12 protein-coding genes and 1 pseudogene are annotated in these 15,296 nt (G+C 64.9%); 7 read left to right on the forward strand and 6 right to left on the reverse strand.

Annotated elements, in window-relative coordinates:
• Positions 1-115 precede the first annotated feature (115 nt).
• Together CSC67_RS15950 and CSC67_RS15955 are read right to left on the reverse strand one after the other, a co-directional pair.
• The gene (locus CSC67_RS15950) at positions 116-2,320 is read right to left on the reverse strand and encodes a TonB-dependent receptor (protein WP_118995521.1); all 2,205 of its coding nucleotides are present in this window, start codon (positions 2,318-2,320) and stop codon (positions 116-118) included.
• A gap of 449 nt (positions 2,321-2,769) precedes the next feature.
• Positions 2,770-3,897 carry an AI-2E family transporter gene (locus CSC67_RS15955; RefSeq protein WP_245220265.1) on the reverse strand — a complete coding sequence of 376 codons (1,128 nt, stop codon included), beginning with the start codon at positions 3,895-3,897 and terminating at the stop codon, positions 2,770-2,772.
• Positions 3,898-3,995: 98 nt separating this feature from the next.
• Here CSC67_RS15955 and CSC67_RS15960 point away from each other — a divergent pair, with 98 nt between their 5' ends.
• Both CSC67_RS15960 and codB read left to right on the forward strand, forming a co-directional pair.
• Positions 3,996-5,207: an MFS transporter gene (locus CSC67_RS15960; protein ID WP_118995432.1), complete on the forward strand. Its 1,212-nt coding sequence runs from the start codon at positions 3,996-3,998 to the stop codon at positions 5,205-5,207.
• On the forward strand, positions 5,200-6,408 hold the full coding sequence (gene codB, locus CSC67_RS15965) for a cytosine permease (protein ID WP_118995433.1): 1,209 nt from the start codon (positions 5,200-5,202) through the stop codon (positions 6,406-6,408). The genes CSC67_RS15960 and codB overlap by 8 nt, the downstream gene beginning before the upstream one ends.
• Here codB and CSC67_RS15970 read toward each other — a convergent pair.
• The gene (locus CSC67_RS15970; protein WP_245220259.1) at positions 6,378-8,267 is read right to left on the reverse strand and encodes a cytochrome c/FTR1 family iron permease; all 1,890 of its coding nucleotides are present in this window, start codon (positions 8,265-8,267) and stop codon (positions 6,378-6,380) included. The two genes, codB and CSC67_RS15970, sit on opposite strands and share 31 nt — an antisense overlap.
• A 219-nt stretch (positions 8,268-8,486) precedes the next feature.
• On the opposite strand from CSC67_RS15970, the pseudogene CSC67_RS15975 reads away from it, so the two are divergent.
• Positions 8,487-9,398, forward strand: a pseudogene (locus CSC67_RS15975) (NYN domain-containing protein); the annotation flags it as partial.
• Between the two features lie 20 nt (positions 9,399-9,418).
• Here CSC67_RS15975 and CSC67_RS15980 read toward each other — a convergent pair.
• The 3 genes from CSC67_RS15980 to CSC67_RS15990 all read right to left on the reverse strand — a co-directional run bounded on the left by CSC67_RS15980 (position 9,419) and on the right by CSC67_RS15990 (position 10,974).
• A complete protein-coding gene (locus tag CSC67_RS15980; RefSeq protein WP_118995436.1) occupies positions 9,419-9,856 on the reverse strand; it encodes a nucleoside deaminase in 438 nt (145 codons plus the stop codon).
• Positions 9,857-9,960: 104 nt separating this feature from the next.
• Positions 9,961-10,491: a hypothetical protein gene (locus CSC67_RS15985; RefSeq protein ID WP_118995437.1), complete on the reverse strand. Its 531-nt coding sequence runs from the start codon at positions 10,489-10,491 to the stop codon at positions 9,961-9,963.
• Between the two features lie 99 nt (positions 10,492-10,590).
• Positions 10,591-10,974, reverse strand: coding sequence for a DUF4870 family protein (locus tag CSC67_RS15990; RefSeq protein ID WP_118995438.1), 384 nt, complete (start codon positions 10,972-10,974; stop codon positions 10,591-10,593).
• A 267-nt stretch (positions 10,975-11,241) separates the two neighbouring features.
• On the opposite strand from CSC67_RS15990, the gene CSC67_RS15995 reads away from it, so the two are divergent.
• The 4 genes from CSC67_RS15995 to CSC67_RS16010 all read left to right on the forward strand — a co-directional run bounded on the left by CSC67_RS15995 (position 11,242) and on the right by CSC67_RS16010 (position 15,228).
• The gene (locus CSC67_RS15995; protein WP_245220266.1) at positions 11,242-12,207 is read left to right on the forward strand and encodes a sulfate ABC transporter substrate-binding protein; all 966 of its coding nucleotides are present in this window, start codon (positions 11,242-11,244) and stop codon (positions 12,205-12,207) included.
• Between the two features lie 183 nt (positions 12,208-12,390).
• Complete coding sequence (gene cysT, locus CSC67_RS16000; protein ID WP_118995440.1) at positions 12,391-13,251, forward strand: sulfate ABC transporter permease subunit CysT; 861 nt, start codon at positions 12,391-12,393, stop codon at positions 13,249-13,251.
• A 1-nt stretch (position 13,252) separates the two neighbouring features.
• Complete coding sequence (gene cysW, locus CSC67_RS16005; RefSeq protein ID WP_118995441.1) at positions 13,253-14,164, forward strand: sulfate ABC transporter permease subunit CysW; 912 nt, start codon at positions 13,253-13,255, stop codon at positions 14,162-14,164.
• Positions 14,161-15,228, forward strand: coding sequence for a sulfate/molybdate ABC transporter ATP-binding protein (locus CSC67_RS16010; RefSeq protein ID WP_118995442.1), 1,068 nt, complete (start codon positions 14,161-14,163; stop codon positions 15,226-15,228). Before cysW ends, CSC67_RS16010 begins: the two co-directional genes overlap by 4 nt.
• Positions 15,229-15,296 lie beyond the last annotated feature (68 nt).

Consider the following 15,296-nt stretch of genomic DNA (forward strand, 5'->3'; position numbering starts at 1 on the left):
TTCACGAAGCGGACGGCGGCTCGCCGGGTCCGCTCATTGTATGCGACCAGCATGAAAGCGGCCGCCCCTTGTCCAAGGGCGGCCGCAGGACTGAGATACAGCGGTGATCCTACGCTTATTCGTAACGATAGGTCGCAGTCAGCATGTAGGAGCGGCCGGGCCCGACGTTGGCGAAGAGGCCGACGTGCGAAGCGTCGTAGACGCGCTCGTTGCTGAGATTATTGGCGTTCAGCTGCAGCGCCAGGCTCTTGTTGACGTCGTAGCGCACCATGGCGTCATAGACCGTGTGCGAGGGAAGACGCAGCACATTGGCATCGTCCACATAGCGTTTGCCGACATACGTGACGCCGCCGCCCACCGTCCATGCCGGATGGACCTTGTAGGTCGTCCACAGCGTGGCGTTGTTCTTGGCGATGAACTTGATCTGGTTGCCGTCGAAGACATTGCTGCCGCTGCGATATTCCTTGATCTTCGGATCCAGATAGGTATAGCCGGCCCAGATGTTCCACTGCGGCGTGATGGCGCCGGTGGCGCTGATCTCGAAGCCGCGCACGCGGTTGCTGCCCGAGAGCGAGACGTCGCCGGTGACCGGGTCGGTCGAGCGCGCATCGGTCTTGTCGGTCTGAAAGACCGCCGCCGTCAGGGACAGACGCTCGTTGAGCACATCCCATTTGGTTCCCAGCTCCCAGCTGCGGCTCTTCTCGGGGCTCAGATCATGAAGCTGCGCTCCGCCCGCGGGACCGTCCGCGCCGCCGGCCTGGCCGAAGTTTTCGCCCGCCGGATTGGACGAGGTGCCGTACGACAGGTAAACGGAGCCGTTGGGAGCGGGCTTGTAGACGACGCCGGCCTGATAGTTCCACATCTTGTCGCTGCGGCTGTCGTCGTTGGCGCTATCGGTCACACGGAAGCTATCGTGGCGCAACCCCAAGTTGACCAGCCACTGCGGAGTGATCTCGACCGTGTCGAAGATATAGACCGAACTCGTCTTGATGTTGCCGTTCTTGAACTTGGGCCCGAACGCTAGATTCCGTCCGCCGTAGCTGCGGTTGGGGTCGGGACTCCAGAACGAGTCGGTGTCGGAAGCCGGTCCGCCCTGGCCCGGCAGGGTGTTGCGGGAATAGATGTCTTCTTTGCTGACTTCGACTCCGGCGAAGAAACTGTGCTTGAACGAGCCGGTATTGAAGTTGCCGCGCAGTTCGGTCTGGTTGACCAGCGATTCGGCCTGGCGCCACCGCGCTCGATTGTCGCGCCTGAACTGCAGCCCGCCGTCCTCGGCCACGCACGATGCGGACGGAGCGTCTCCGCTGCAGTTGTCAAAAGAGGGCCGGGTGTACAGATAGTCGTTCAGGCTCTTGGACCAGCGCGTCACGTTGCGCACGGTGAACCTGTCGTTGAAATCATGTTCCAGGTCGACGGTGGCGGTATCGAACTGGTTCTTGCGATAGTCGACGCCCGATCGGCCATAGTAGTTGTCGCGGTCGGGCTCCAGGGGTGTGACGCGGTCGGGGTTGGCCGGATTTCGGAACGGTATGCCCCAGTCGGGAGTGTCCTTGTTGACGATGTGCGCATAACTGAGCACCAGGCGCGTGGGCGTTCCCAGGCCGAAGGCCAGCGATGGGGCGATGCCCAGGCGATCGTATTCGTTTTCGTCGCGCCCCGGTATGTCGCCGCCCATTCTCATCAGGTTCAAACGAAACGCGGCATGGTCGGTGAAGGCGACGTTGCCGTCGGCCGTCAGGCGATATTGCGAGTCGGTGCCGATGCCCGCGGAACCCTCGAAGAAGTTGCTTAGTCTGGGTTGCTTGGTCTGCAAATTGATGCTGCCGCCGGTGCCGCCCCGCCCGGTGTAGGCCGAGCTGGGCCCCTTGATGACCTCGACCGATTCCAGGTTGAAGGTTTCGTGGGAGCCTCGGGCATAGTCGCGTATGCCATCGACGAAGATGTCCGTGCTGGCCTCGTAGCCGCGGATGAATGGCCGATCGCCGGCCGGCGTACCGCCCTCGCCAGAACCCAGCGTAACGCCGGGCGTCGAGCGCAGCACGTCTTGCAGCGAGCTGGCGCCGCGGTCCTTGATGACTTCTTCGGGGATGACATTGACTGTGCGCGGCGTGTCGAGCAAGGGTGCCGTGAACTTCTCGGACGACACCTTGCGGGCCTGGTAGCCGTCGATGGGCAGCACGCCCTGGACCTGGACGCTGGGCAGCTGCTGGACGTTTTGGCCGGCGGTCTGGGCTGCGGCCGGAAGCGCCAAAGCGCTGCCGATGGCGGCGTACAGCACACCTTGGCTGAATGCGTGCGGGGCACGGCAAGATTGAGACATGGGGTAAGGCTCCCTGTTGTTGAACGAGTTCATGCGGACCTCGTGTTTCTAATTGCTATAAGCGAAAGCGTTTGATTCTCATTGCCTTTGGTTGCCGCAAATAGTAATAATTGTTATTTACGCTGTCAACTTAATGTCAGAAAACTATCAGCAAATTGTCAGAAAACAACAGGCACGGACGCTGCGCCGGCCTGGGCCGCAAGCACTAATCAACGGGAAGCGAAGTGGCCGCTGGACGCGGATGAACGCCAAAGCCGCGTCCGTACGCGCTGCTTATGAAAAAAGCAGCGCCCGCGATCATTCGAACGCCGCTGGCGTTCAGGCAATATGCGGGATATTCATGATGACGCGGGCGGGATAGGCGTTAAAGGGCCAGCCGTTTCCGGGCGGCAAGAACCCTCACCGCGCGGCAGGCCCCGGCGTGTCGAAGAAGAGGCCTGCCGCTCAGATCAGCGGCCAGCCTCTTCTGCTTGTCGGGAAACCATGAGCGGTTCACGGCCGGCATCTGACAGGCCGGGCACGGCCTCGCTTTCCTCCAGCGTCCATTCGCGCCAGATGGCCACCAGCAGCGCCATCAGGACCGGGCCGATGAAAAGGCCCACGAAACCCATGGTCTGCACGCCCCCCACCAGGCCGAAGAAGGTGGGCAGGAAAGGCAGCTTGACCGGGCCGCCCACGAGGCGGGGTCGAAGGGTTTTATCGACGATGAAGAGTTCGACCGTGCCCCACAGGAACAGGCCGACGCCGGCCATGGCCTGGCCCGACCCGACCAGATAGAGGGACACCAGCGTGAAGGACAAGGGCGCGCCGCCGGGAATCAGGGCCATGAAGCCGGTGACGACGCCCAGCAGCACCGGCGAAGGCACGCCGGCGACCCAGTAGGCCACGCCCAGCACCACCCCTTCGCCCAGCGCGATCAGCCCCATGCCGGTGACGGTGGAGTTGATGGTGGCGGGCACCATGCGGGAGAAGCGCTGCCAGCGGCCGGGCAACACGCGCTCGCCGACGACGTCCAGCTGGGTGCGGATGCGAGCGCCGTCCTTGTAGACGAAGAACAGCACGATCAGCATGAAGATGACGGTGAGCAAAAGGCGGAAGATGTCGCCGGTGGCCGACAGCAGCATGCGATAGATATTGCCCAGATGCTCGCCGCTGATCATCTCGACCACCTCGCCCAGCGCATGGGGTTCGCCCAGATAGGTCACCCAGTGGCGGGCCAGCCACTCGCCCGCCAGGGGCAGCTCGAGCAGCCATAGCGGCACGGGCACGCCGTCGCGGTTGGCGGCCAGCGCCCAGCGGATGAAGCTGCTGGCCTCCTGCACGGCAAAGCTCAACGCCAGGGACAGGGGAATAATGAGGACCAGGATGACGATGCCCAGCGCCAGGCTGGCGGCCAGCGCGTCCCGGCCCGCGCAGCGCCGCAGCAGGCGCTGGTACAGCGGCCAGCTGGCCAGGCATATGATCAGCGCGGCAAGCACCGGAACCAGGAAACCACGAAGAAAATAAAGCCCGGCGAGAATGACGAGCACGAGCAGCCAGCGGGTGATGAGATAGGCGGGCAGAATGGGTTGCATGATGAGGGAAGCCTTAGGATTGCTGTAAGGTTAAACCAAAAACCATCCAGACATATAGCGATACACTACGCCCTTGTCCGCGTGCACAGGAGACCTCGGCGGTGCCCGATCCCGAAGACCAAGCTGCGTCCGCCTCCTACAGGCGCTATTTCTGGCTGGTGGCCTGCGCCGGGTTTGCAAGCATGGCCAGCATGCGGCTTTGCGACACCCTCCTGCCCGAGCTGGCCCGCTACTTCAACGCGGAAATCGGCGCAGCGGCCGGGGCGGTTTCCATGTTCGCCATCGCCTACGGCGTCCTGCAATTGGTCTACGGCCCCCTGGGCGACCGCTATGGCAAGCAGCGCGTGATCTGCATGGCCGTGGCGGTGTCGGCCTTGCTCAATCTGGCTCTGGTCTTCTCGCCCGATCTTTCGGTGTTGATCGGCCTGCGCTTCCTGGCCGGCGCCACCGCGGGCGGCATCATCCCCTTGAGCATGGCCTATATCGGCGACTCGGTTCCCTATACGCGCCGGCAGCAGGAGCTGGCCAAGTTCCTGCCGGCCACCATTCTGGGCATGATTTTCGGACAATGGGCGGGCGGCGTGTTCGGGGACACCCTGGGCTGGCGGGCCGCCTTCGCGCTGCTGGCGCTGCTGTTCGGCGCCGCGACGATGCTCATGGCGCGCGGCCTGCCTCCCGTACCCAGCGCGGCAAGCCGCAAGGAGTCCAAGAGCTACGCCGCGCAGCTCATGCTGGTGCTGCGTACCCCCTGGGCCCGCCGCATCATGATTGCGGCGCTCATAGAAGGATGCTTCGCATACGGCGCCTTCGTTTTCATCCCGGTGCATCTATACAAGCATTTCGGCCTGTCGCTGACCATGGCCGGAGGCATCGTCGTCCTGTACGGCCTGGGCGGGCTGGGCTACACCCTGTTCGCACGCCGCATCGTGACGCGCCTGGGCGAACGGAGCATGGTGGTGTACGGCAGCATCCTGATGGCCGCGGGCTTCTGCCTGCTGGCCTTCGCGCCTTCTTGGGTATGGTCGATGCCCGCCTCCGCCGTCGCCGGCTTCGGCTTTTATCTCATACACAACACCTTGCAGGCCAACGCCACGCAAATGGCTCCCCAGGCGCGCGGCACGGCCGTGTCCCTGTTTGCCTGCAGCCTGTTCCTGGGCCAGTCCATCGGCGTCAGCATCATCGCCGTCCTGCTCGAAAGCCTGGGCACCCGCCTGGCCTTGCTTCCCAGCGTGATAGCGCTTCCTCTGCTGGGCTTATGGCTGGCAAGCGCCATAAAGCGCCATCGCAATGCCGAAGAGCGTTCACATGGATGACGCCGATTTCAGCCGCCGCCCCGTACCGGCCTCGGCGCGCAGAAACACCCTGGCGCTCAGCGCCGTCATGCTGGGCCTCACTTTTTTCTCGGCCAGCATGTGGGCCGGCGGAACCCTTGGCGCGGGGCTGACTGCCAACGAGTTCTTCCGGGCCGTCGTGGCGGGCAATCTCATTCTGGGCGTCTACACGGCCGCGCTCGGATACATCGGCGCGCGCACCGGCCTGTCGACCCACCTGCTGGCCCACTACTCGTTCGGCGTCAAAGGCTCATGGCTGCCTTCGCTGCTGCTGGGCGGCACGCAGGTAGGCTGGTTCGGCGTGGGCGTGGCCATGTTCGCGATCCCGGTGGCCAAGGCCACCGGCTGGGATATTCACCTGCTGATCGCCGCCTCGGGCATCCTCATGACGCTGACGGTCTACTTCGGCATCGCGGGCCTGACCGCCCTTTCGGTGGTCGCGGTGCCGGCCATCGCCGTGCTCGGCAGCTATTCGGTGTGGCTCGCGATCGGCCAGGCCGGAGGGCTGGAGTCCCTGCGCGGCAGCGTTCCCGCGGACCCGCTGCCGATGGAGGCAGCCATCGCCGTGGTGGTGGGTTCCTTCATAAGCGCCGGCACGCTCACCGCCGATTTCGTGCGCTTCGGACGCAGCGCGCGAACGGCCGTGGTGGTGTGCATGGCGGCCTTCTTCGTCGGCAATTCGCTGATGTTCATCTTCGGCGGGGCCGGCGCCGCGGCCACGGGACAGGCCGACGTGAGCGACGTCATGATGATGCAGGGCCTGATCTGGCCCGCTGTCCTGGTGCTGGGCCTGAACATCTGGACCACCAACGACAACGCGCTGTACGCCTCCGGCCTGGGCTTTGCGAACGTCACGGGCCTGCCCAGCCGATTGCTGGCGATGTTCAACGGCCTTGCGGGCACTTTGATGGCCTTGTGGCTGTACCATCATTTCGTGGGCTGGCTGGCCTTTCTGTCAGCCGCCATTCCGCCCATCGGCGGCGTTATCATTGCCGACTACCTGCTGCGCCGCGGGCGCTACCGGCACTACCCCGCCGCCGACGCCGCCGCGGTCAATCCCGCGGCCATCGCAGCCGTGGCGGCGGGCCTCGCCTGCGGCCACTGGCTGCCGGGCATCGTGCCCGTCAATGCCGTTCTCGGCGCGCTGCTCTCCTATCCTTTGCTGATGCGGCTGCGCCGCTGAAAGCCGAAGCCCGCCGCCACGACGAGCAGCACCACGGCCTGGGCCGCCAGCGTCTGCAGCGTGGGATACACGCCCAGTATCTCGATACGCGGCGCGGCCACGGGCAGCACATCGATCCAGCCCGCCTCTTGCAGGGCGGACACGCCTTTGCCCGTGAGCACGATGGCCAGCAGGGCGACCAGGATGGAGGTAAGCGAGAAGAACTTGCCTATCGGCATGCGGGCGCTGGTGCGCAGCAATATCCATGCGATCAGGGCCAGCAGCACCACCGCGGCGCCGAAGCCGGCCAGCAAGGCGGCGCCATTGCCGTCGGTGGCCAGGGCGGAATAGAACAATACGGTCTCGAACACCTCGCGATACACCGCAATGAAGGCCAGGGCGAACAGGCCCCAGGCCGAACGGCGGCGCATCGCGCCCGACACCTTCTGGTGCAGGTAGGCCTGCCAGCGCCCGGCTGCGCTTTTCTGGTGCATCCACAAGCCCACGCCCAGCAGCACCACGGCCGCAAGCAGTGAACCGAGGCCCTCTGTGAGCTCGCGGCTAGCGCCGCTGATGGTGACGAGATAGGTTGCCGCCACCCAGGTCAGGGCGCCGGCGACCAGAGCCAGCACCCAGCCCGTATGCACCGCTTTCAGAGCGTCGGGACGGTCGGCCTTTTTCAGGAAGGCGACGATGCCGATGACGATGAGCAGGGCCTCAAGGCCTTCGCGCAGCAATATGGTGAGAGCGCCCAGGAAGGTGGTAAGCGGCGCCGCCTGTGCCTGGCCCAGCTCGGCATCCACCTGGCCGAACAGGCCGTCGAGGCGGCCGGCCACCTGTTCCGCGGCCGCCGCGTCACGCTTCCCGACGGCCGACCGGTAGGCCAGCATGGCGTCCTCCACCTCTGTCAACAGGCGCGGATTGCGCGCGCCGAGCATGGGTTCGATAGGCTCGAATCCATCCAGATAAGCGGACAAGGCAAGGCTGGAGGCGGACGCGTGCTCGCCTTTTCGCAAGGCCCGAAGGCTTTCGCCCAGACGCTGTCGGGCCAGGGACAGCCCGGACGGATCGCCGGCAGCGGCCACGGACGGCTCGGCGCGAACAAAGGCGGTGAGGTCGCGCGCCGCATCGGGCTCGAACGTGCGCGAGGCTTCGGCCTGGCTGGTGGTGGCGATCGCCTCCAGATCCCCGTACAGCACCTTGGCCTTGGGATCCTTGTTCCAGAGGTCTTGTCCGCGCTCCCGCATGGCGTCGTCATAAGCCATGCCGCCCGCGAAAAAGGCCAGCGCCCAGCGCTCGTCGTCGGAGAGCTCGGCAAAAGCCGGCATGGATGTGCCCTCGACGCCCTGGGAGATGACCTGGTACAGCGCCAGGACGCTGCGCGACGCGGCGCGCTCGGCGTCGGTGAAGGCGATGGGGGCCGGATCGAGCCCGGCCGCGGCGACTCCGTCTCCGGCGCCCTTGGCGCCATGGCAGGATGCGCACTGCGCCGCATACAGGCGCGCGCCCGCCTGCAGGTCGGGCGCATGAGCCGGCGCGACGGGCATGGGGTAGGCCTTGAGCAGCAAGGCATTGGCCTCATGCGCCAGCTCGGCCACCCGGGCCGCATCCGCTTTGTCCCGCACCGCCTGGCCCAGGTTCTGGACCAGCGCCGCGATCTGATCTTTGGACTCGGTGACGGGCAAGGCCTGCAAGCGTGACGCCGCGGTGTCGGTGAACTCGAGCATCTCGGCATATTCGCCCTCGCTGACGATTTCGCCGCCCTGCACGGCACCGCTATAATCCACCGCCACGTAGTCCAGCAACTGCCACAACTGGCGCGCATCGGCGCCTTGTTCGCCTGACTGGGCGTGCGCCAGCGCGCCCGCACATATCATCATCAGGCACGCAAAAAAGCGCGCCGCCCTTACCCCAAGCCCGGCCAGAATCATGATGCTCCGTGAAGTATAGTTGCGTAAACGAGACTTATTCCCGACACTATACCCGAGCCAACTAACTGTCTGCTGAATATGGCCGCAAGGTCCGCGCGGTCTCCGCAGACCTTCGAAAACGGTATCATGGGCTTCATTCGGTCCAAGGCATAATCGGAGCACTCCCACATGGCCCACCAGAACGACAGCGCCAGCCTGGCGCTTTTTTGCGATTTCGAGAACGTGGCGCTGGGCGTGCGCGACGCCCAATACGAGAAGTTCGACATCCAGCTGGTGCTCGAGCGTCTGCTGCTCAAGGGCAACATCGTCGTCAAGAAGGCCTACTGCGACTGGGAACGCTACAAAAGTTTCAAGTCGGCCATGCACGAAGCCAGCTTCGAACTCATCGAGATTCCCCACGTGCGCCAGTCAGGCAAGAACTCCGCCGACATCCGCCTGGTGGTCGATGCGCTGGACCTCTGCTACACCAAGGCGCACGTCGATACTTTCGTCATCATCAGCGGCGACTCCGACTTTTCGCCGCTGGTGTCCAAGCTGCGCGAGAACGCCAAGCAGGTGATCGGCGTCGGCGTCAAGCAATCGACCTCCGACCTGCTGATCGCCAATTGCGACGAGTTCATCTTCTACGACGATCTGGTGCGCCAGACGCGTTCCGCCCGCAAGCCCGCCGCGGCCCCCGAGGCAGCGGCCAAAATCCAGGAATCGAGCGAAGACAAACAACAGAGCCGGCGCGCCGAAGCCATTGCCATCGTGGTCGACACCTTCGAGGCCTTGCTGTCGGAACGCGGCGACAGCGACAAAATTTGGGCCTCGACCCTGAAGCAGGCCATCAAGCGGCGCAGGCCCGACTTCAACGAGTCGTACTACGGCTTCAAGGCTTTTGGCAGCGTGCTGGACGAGGCCCAGGCGCAAGGCCTGCTCGACGTGGGCCGCGACGAAAAGTCGGGGGCGTTCGTTTCGCGCCCCGCCGCCCCGGCCAAGCCGCCCCGAAAAGGACGCAAAGCCAGCAAGGCCGTGAAGAACCCGGATGCCGCCGCGCCCGCGCCCGTCAAGGCGGCCCGCAAGCCGGCCGCCAAAAAGCCGCGATCCGGCCAATAAGTTCAGACGCCGATATCTTCGTTCCAGAGTTCCGGCTTGTCGCGGATGAAGTCGCGCATCATGGCGATGCAATCGGCGTCCTGCAGTACGTCGACCTTCACGCCATGCTCGCGCAGCAGGGCCTCGCCGCCCATGAAGGTCCGGTTCTCGCCCACGATCACGCGGGGAATCCCATAAAGCAGAATGGCGCCGGTGCACATCGGGCAGGGAGACAAGGTGGTGTACAGTACTGATTCGCGATAGACGCTGGCGGGCTGGCGGCCGGCATTTTCCAAAGCGTCCATCTCGCCGTGCAATATGGCGCTGCCCTGCTGCACACGACGATTATGTCCACGTCCGATGATGCGTCCCTGGTGGACGATGACCGAACCGATGGGGATGCCGCCCTCGGCAAGCCCCTGGCGGGCTTCTTCGACGGCGGCCTGGAGAAAGGTGTCCATTGCGCGTTCCTTTTATTATTGAGCCGCGCCCCTGGAGCTCGATTCGACCGCCTCGAGGCGGCATCCGCGCTTGGGCCGAGCCGCCGGGGCACGGCCTGTAGACGCTAAACCGTGCGCACGACTTCGGTGCCGGCTTCCGACAATTCCTTCATCAGCGCGTCGCACTGCCTGGGATTGCCGGGATGCAGCACCAAAGACCATTTGCCTTGTTCGGCGGCCTGCCTGACCTTGAGGATGACGATCTGGTGGTCGGGGCGCGCCGTGACGAGGCCACCGATCATCATGCCCGCTATGGTAGCAAAAACGATGATGACGGCCGCGCTGGCCCAGGGCGAAGCCACGATGAAGGGAATGGCCAGGCCGTACAACAGGGCCCAGAACACGATTCCGGCCAACAGGCCGATGGCGCCCAGGATGAGGTGGGCTCGTACGCCCGTGCGGGCGATGCCTTGGCTTTCGGGTTCGAGCTTGCGCGCGAAGCCCTGCTCTTGCGGCGCGATCAACGTCCATTGCGAGGGCTCCAGCCCCGCGCTTCGGCTCAATGAGTCCGCCGCCCCTGAAGCCGCCTCGCGCGTGTCGTAGATGGCGGCGATCTTGGTGGTGGCGCGCTCGCCGAACAATGCCTGCCAACTCATGGGCACCTCCTATAAGGGAGAGGCCCGCAGGCAGCAATCGCCATGCCCGTCAGAACAACAAAGGCGCTGCCGGCCGAAGCGCGGCGATGTCTTCAGATATCAGGCCGAGGCGTACATGGCCTTGCCGTCGACCAGGCGCAGCCAGCCCTTGGCGATGCGGTAGATGCTCCAGACGAGCACGCCCAGCAGCACGAGATATCCGATCACGACGGCCAGCAGGACGGCGCCCACGATGCCCCACAACAACGAGTACCAGAAGGTGCGGATCTGCCAGCGGAAATGCGACTCGAGCCATGTGCCCCGCGCGTCGCCGACTTTGATGTGGGCGATGATGACCCCCACCACGGCCGTAATGCCGATGAAATAGGCCACGGCCTGCAGTGCATAGACCACCGTGGCCACCGTCTTCAGAGAGTCCGTCTTGACGGGGCCTCCCTGACCTGAATCGACGATCTGCGTGACCGGTGTGTTGTTGTCGTTCATGTGCCCGCTTCCTCGCGCTTCGTGCAGCGCATGCGTTGATCTTGCGCGGCAGAATGCCGCAAGCGTAATGCTAGCCGGATTTGCCGTTATATGCCGTTCCGATCTTTATAAGTAAGAAAGCATTCGTTCACTTTAAAAGGCCCCGCCCATAAGCTGGTCGTTCATTCAACTCGTTATCCGATCCCAGACATCATGAACGACAAAGCCTCGAATCCGCTTCGCCCGTCCCGTGCACTGCGCCGCTTTCTTCAGGCGGCCCTGCTGTCCATGGCCGCCGCGCTGCCCGCCCACGGGGCGGACATTTCGCTGCTGAATGTCTCTTACGACCCGACCCGCGAGCTGTATCAGGAATTCAACACCGCCTTCGCCAAGTACTGGCGGGAGAAGACCGGCGACACGGTGCGCATCAAGCAATCGCACGGCGGCTCGGGCAAGCAGGCGCGCACCGTCATCGACGGCATCGCCGCCGACGTCGTCACGCTGGCGCTGGCTCCGGACATCGACGCCATCGCGGAGCGCGGCCTGATCGACAAGGATTGGCAGAAGCGCCTGGCGCACAACAGCTCGCCCTACACCTCGACCATCGTCTTCCTGGTGCGCAAGGGCAACCCAAAGGGCATCAAGGACTGGGACGACCTGCTCAAGCCGGGCGTGTCCGTCATCACGCCCAACCCCAAGACATCGGGCGGCGCCCGCTGGAACTATCTGGCCGCCTGGGGCTATGCGCTCAAGAAGGCGAACGGCGACGAGGCCGCCGCGCGCGACTTCGTGGGCAAGCTGTTTCGCCAGGTGCCCGTCCTGGACTCGGGCGCGCGCGGCTCGACCATCACTTTCGTCGAACGCGGCATAGGCGACGTGCTGCTGGCATGGGAGAACGAAGCCCTGCTGGCCCTGAACGAGCTGGGGCCCGACAAGGTCGAGATCGTTGCGCCGCCCAGCAGCATCCTGGCCGAGCCGCCCGTCGCCGTGGTCGACAAGACGGTGGACCGCCGCAGAACGCGCGACATCGCGCAAGCCTATCTGGAATACCTGTACAGCGACGTCGGCCAGGACATCGCGGGCAGGAACTACTTCCGGCCCACCTCGAAAGAAGTAGGCGCCAAGTACGCCGGCCAGTATCCCGAGGTGGAACTGTTCACCATCGACGATGTGGCGGGAAACTGGGCGCAGGCGCAAGCCAAGCATTTTGCCGACGGGGGCGTGTTCGACCAGATCTACCAGCCCGGCAAGTGAGATGCGGCGCGTCCAGCGGCGCAGGCAAGGCCAGCGATCCACGCATCGCGCCGCGCCTCGGGCGAGAGCCCGTGAACGGGTTTATGCCTATCACGTCTTTGTACATGCGAAGTTAATCGTTCCGTCCGCGGCGCGGCGATGCAACCATAGTGTGCGTCGCGCATCATTTTTCAGTCATCGTCCATGCAGATCGCCCTACCCTTCAGTTTCAGAGACCGGCGCCCGGGCCGGGTGCTGCCCGGCTTCGGGCTTACCGGCGGCTTCACCCTGTTCTACCTGTGCCTCATCGTCCTGATTCCGCTCTCGGCCATCTTTCTCAATACCTTCACGATGTCTTGGGAAGGCTTCGTCAAAGCCGCCACCAGCGAACGCGTCATGGCTTCCTATCGGCTGAGCTTCGGAGCCGCGCTGATCGCCGCCGCGCTCAACGTCGTCTTCGGCACACTGGTCGCGTGGGTGCTCGAACGCTATGAATTCACGGGCAAGAAGCTGGTCGACGCCCTGGTCGACCTGCCCTTCGCCCTGCCCACCGCGGTGGCCGGCATCGCGCTGACCGCGCTGTATGCGCCCAATGGCTGGATCGGCTCGCAGCTGGAATCCCTGGGACTGAAAGTGGCCTTCACGCCCCTTGGCGTGGTGGTGGCCATGACCTTCATCGGCCTGCCCTTCGTCGTGCGCACCGTGCAGCCGGTGCTGCAGGAAGCCGACCGCGAGTTCGAGGAAGCCGCCGCCAGCCTGGGTGCGAACCGCCTGCAGATCTTTCTTCGCGTCATCCTGCCGGCCATACTGCCCGCGCTGCTGACCGGCTTTGCGCTGGCCTTTGCGCGCGCCTCGGGCGAATACGGCTCGGTGATATTCATCGCCGGCAATATGCCCATGGTTTCCGAGATCACGCCCTTGCTGATCGTCACTCAGCTCGAACAATATGATTATGCGGGCGCCACCGCCATCGCCATGGTCATGCTGCTGACCGCGTTCATCATGCTGCTGGCCATCAATCTGCTGCAGGCCTGGACGCGCCGCCGCGGCCTGGCGGAGGCCTGACATGAGCGGCACGACCACGACTTTGCCGACATTCGCGCCCGCCGCCGGCCGGCTCGAACAGGCGCCGTCGGCGCTGGAAGAACCGCGCTGGGTGCGCTGGCTGCTGACCGCCGCCGCCCTCGCCTTTCTGGCGCTGTTTCTCTTCATGCCCCTGGCGGCCGTCTTTGCCGAGGCGCTGCGCAAGGGATGGAACGCCTACCTGTCCGCCATCGTCGAACCCGATGCGCTGTCGGCCATACGCCTCACCTTGCTGACCGCCGCCATCGCCGTGCCGCTGAACCTGGTCTTCGGCGTCTGCGCCGCCTGGTTCATCGCCAAGTTCGAGTTTCGCGGCAAGAGCCTGCTCATCACCCTGATCGACCTGCCTTTTTCGGTATCGCCGGTCATCTCGGGACTTATCTTCGTGCTGCTGTTCGGCGCCCACGGCTGGCTGGGACCCTGGCTGCAGGAACACGACATCCGCATCCTGTTCGCCGTGCCGGGCATTGTGCTGGCCACCGTTTTCGTCACCTTCCCCTTCATTGCGCGCGAACTCATTCCCCTGATGCAGTCGCAGGGAACGGAAGAAGAAGAGGCCGCCATCGTGCTGGGCGCCTCGGGGTGGCAGACCTTCCGCCACGTGACCCTGCCCAATATCAAGTGGGGCCTGCTGTATGGCGTCATTCTGTGCAATGCGCGCGCCATGGGCGAGTTCGGCGCGGTGTCGGTGGTGTCGGGCCACATACGCGGCGAAACCAACACCATGCCCCTGCAGGTCGAGATTCTTTACAACGAATACAACTTTGCCGCCGCCTTCGCCGTCGCCTCGCTGCTGGCCCTGCTCGCGCTGGCCACCCTGGCCCTGAAGTCCTACATCGAATGGCGCGACGCCCGCGCGCCGGCGCCGCAACCCCGACAGGAGTCCCGACCATGAGTATCGAAGTCGTCAACATCAAGAAGCGCTTCGGCGATTTCGTCGCGCTGGACGATGTCTGCCTCAGTTTTCCGCAGGGCGCGCTGACGGCGCTGCTGGGGCCTTCGGGCTGCGGCAAGACCACCCTGCTGCGCATCATCGCCGGCCTGGCCCAGGCCGACAGCGGACGGGTGCTGCTGGACGGCGAGGACGCCTCGCACCAGCACGTGCGCCAGCGGCAGGTGGGCTTCGTGTTCCAGCACTATGCCCTGTTTCGCCACATGACGGTGTTCGACAACATCGCCTTCGGCCTGCGCATCAAGCCGCGCGGCCAGCGGCCCTCGGCGGCCAGAATCCGCGAACGCGTAAGGCAGCTGCTGGAATTGGTGCAGCTCGACTGGCTGGCCGACCACTACCCCTCCAGCCTGTCGGGCGGACAGCGCCAGCGCATCGCCCTGGCGCGCGCATTGGCCGTCGAGCCGCGCGTGCTGCTGCTGGACGAGCCCTTCGGCGCCCTGGACGCCAAGGTGCGCAAAGAACTGCGCCGCTGGCTGCGCCGCCTGCACGACGAATTGCACGTCACCAGCATCTTCGTCACCCACGACCAGGAAGAGGCCCTGGAAGTGGCCGACCAGGTCGTCGTCATCAACAAGGGGCGCGTCGAACAGGTGGGGCCGCCGGCGCAGGTGTACGACAATCCCGCCTCGCCTTTCGTCTATGGTTTTCTGGGCGACGTGAACCTGTTCACAGGCCGCGTCCACCAGGGAGTGCTGCATGCCGGCCACACCGCCCTGCCGGTGCCCGAGCACGGAGAGGTTCATGATCTGCCCGGTGTGGGCTACGTACGCCCCCACGAGCTGGACGTGGCGCGCTACCGCCCGGGCGAGGAAGGCATCGTCGCCCGGCTGCTGCACGCCAACGCCATCGGGCCGCTGGCCCAGCTGGAGTTCCAACGCGAGGACGGCGCCGGACTGCTGCAGGCGCTGATTCCCAACGAGGCATACCGGGCGCTGGCCCCGCGGACCGGCGACCGGCTGCTGCTCAAGCCGCGCCGCCTGGAGGTATTCCTGGAACAAGCCGCCTGAGTAAGTATGCCGGGGCCTTGCCGCCTGATAAAGTAAAGGGTGGGCGGCGCACGCCGCCCATCGCCCGT

It is taken from the genome of Pusillimonas caeni, assembly GCF_003545815.1.
Taxonomy (GTDB): Bacteria; Pseudomonadota; Gammaproteobacteria; order Burkholderiales; family Burkholderiaceae_B; genus Pusillimonas; species Pusillimonas caeni.

Excerpts from the sequence above, each read along its gene's own strand:
- cysW (WP_118995441.1), top strand. The coding sequence starts at position 13,253 with ATGAGCGGCACGACCACGACTTTGCCGACATTCGCGCCCGCCGCCGGC.
- CSC67_RS15970 (WP_245220259.1), bottom strand. The coding sequence starts at position 8,267 with ATGATGATATGTGCGGGCGCGCTGGCGCACGCCCAGTCAGGCGAACAA.
- CSC67_RS15950 (WP_118995521.1), bottom strand. The coding sequence starts at position 2,320 with ATGTCTCAATCTTGCCGTGCCCCGCACGCATTCAGCCAAGGTGTGCTG.
- cysT (WP_118995440.1), top strand. The coding sequence starts at position 12,391 with ATGCAGATCGCCCTACCCTTCAGTTTCAGAGACCGGCGCCCGGGCCGG.
- CSC67_RS15995 (WP_245220266.1), top strand. The coding sequence starts at position 11,242 with ATGGCCGCCGCGCTGCCCGCCCACGGGGCGGACATTTCGCTGCTGAAT.
- CSC67_RS15980 (WP_118995436.1), bottom strand. The coding sequence starts at position 9,856 with ATGGACACCTTTCTCCAGGCCGCCGTCGAAGAAGCCCGCCAGGGGCTT.
- CSC67_RS15990 (WP_118995438.1), bottom strand. The coding sequence starts at position 10,974 with ATGAACGACAACAACACACCGGTCACGCAGATCGTCGATTCAGGTCAG.
- CSC67_RS15985 (WP_118995437.1), bottom strand. The coding sequence starts at position 10,491 with ATGAGTTGGCAGGCATTGTTCGGCGAGCGCGCCACCACCAAGATCGCC.
- CSC67_RS16010 (WP_118995442.1), top strand. The coding sequence starts at position 14,161 with ATGAGTATCGAAGTCGTCAACATCAAGAAGCGCTTCGGCGATTTCGTC.
- codB (WP_118995433.1), top strand. The coding sequence starts at position 5,200 with ATGGATGACGCCGATTTCAGCCGCCGCCCCGTACCGGCCTCGGCGCGC.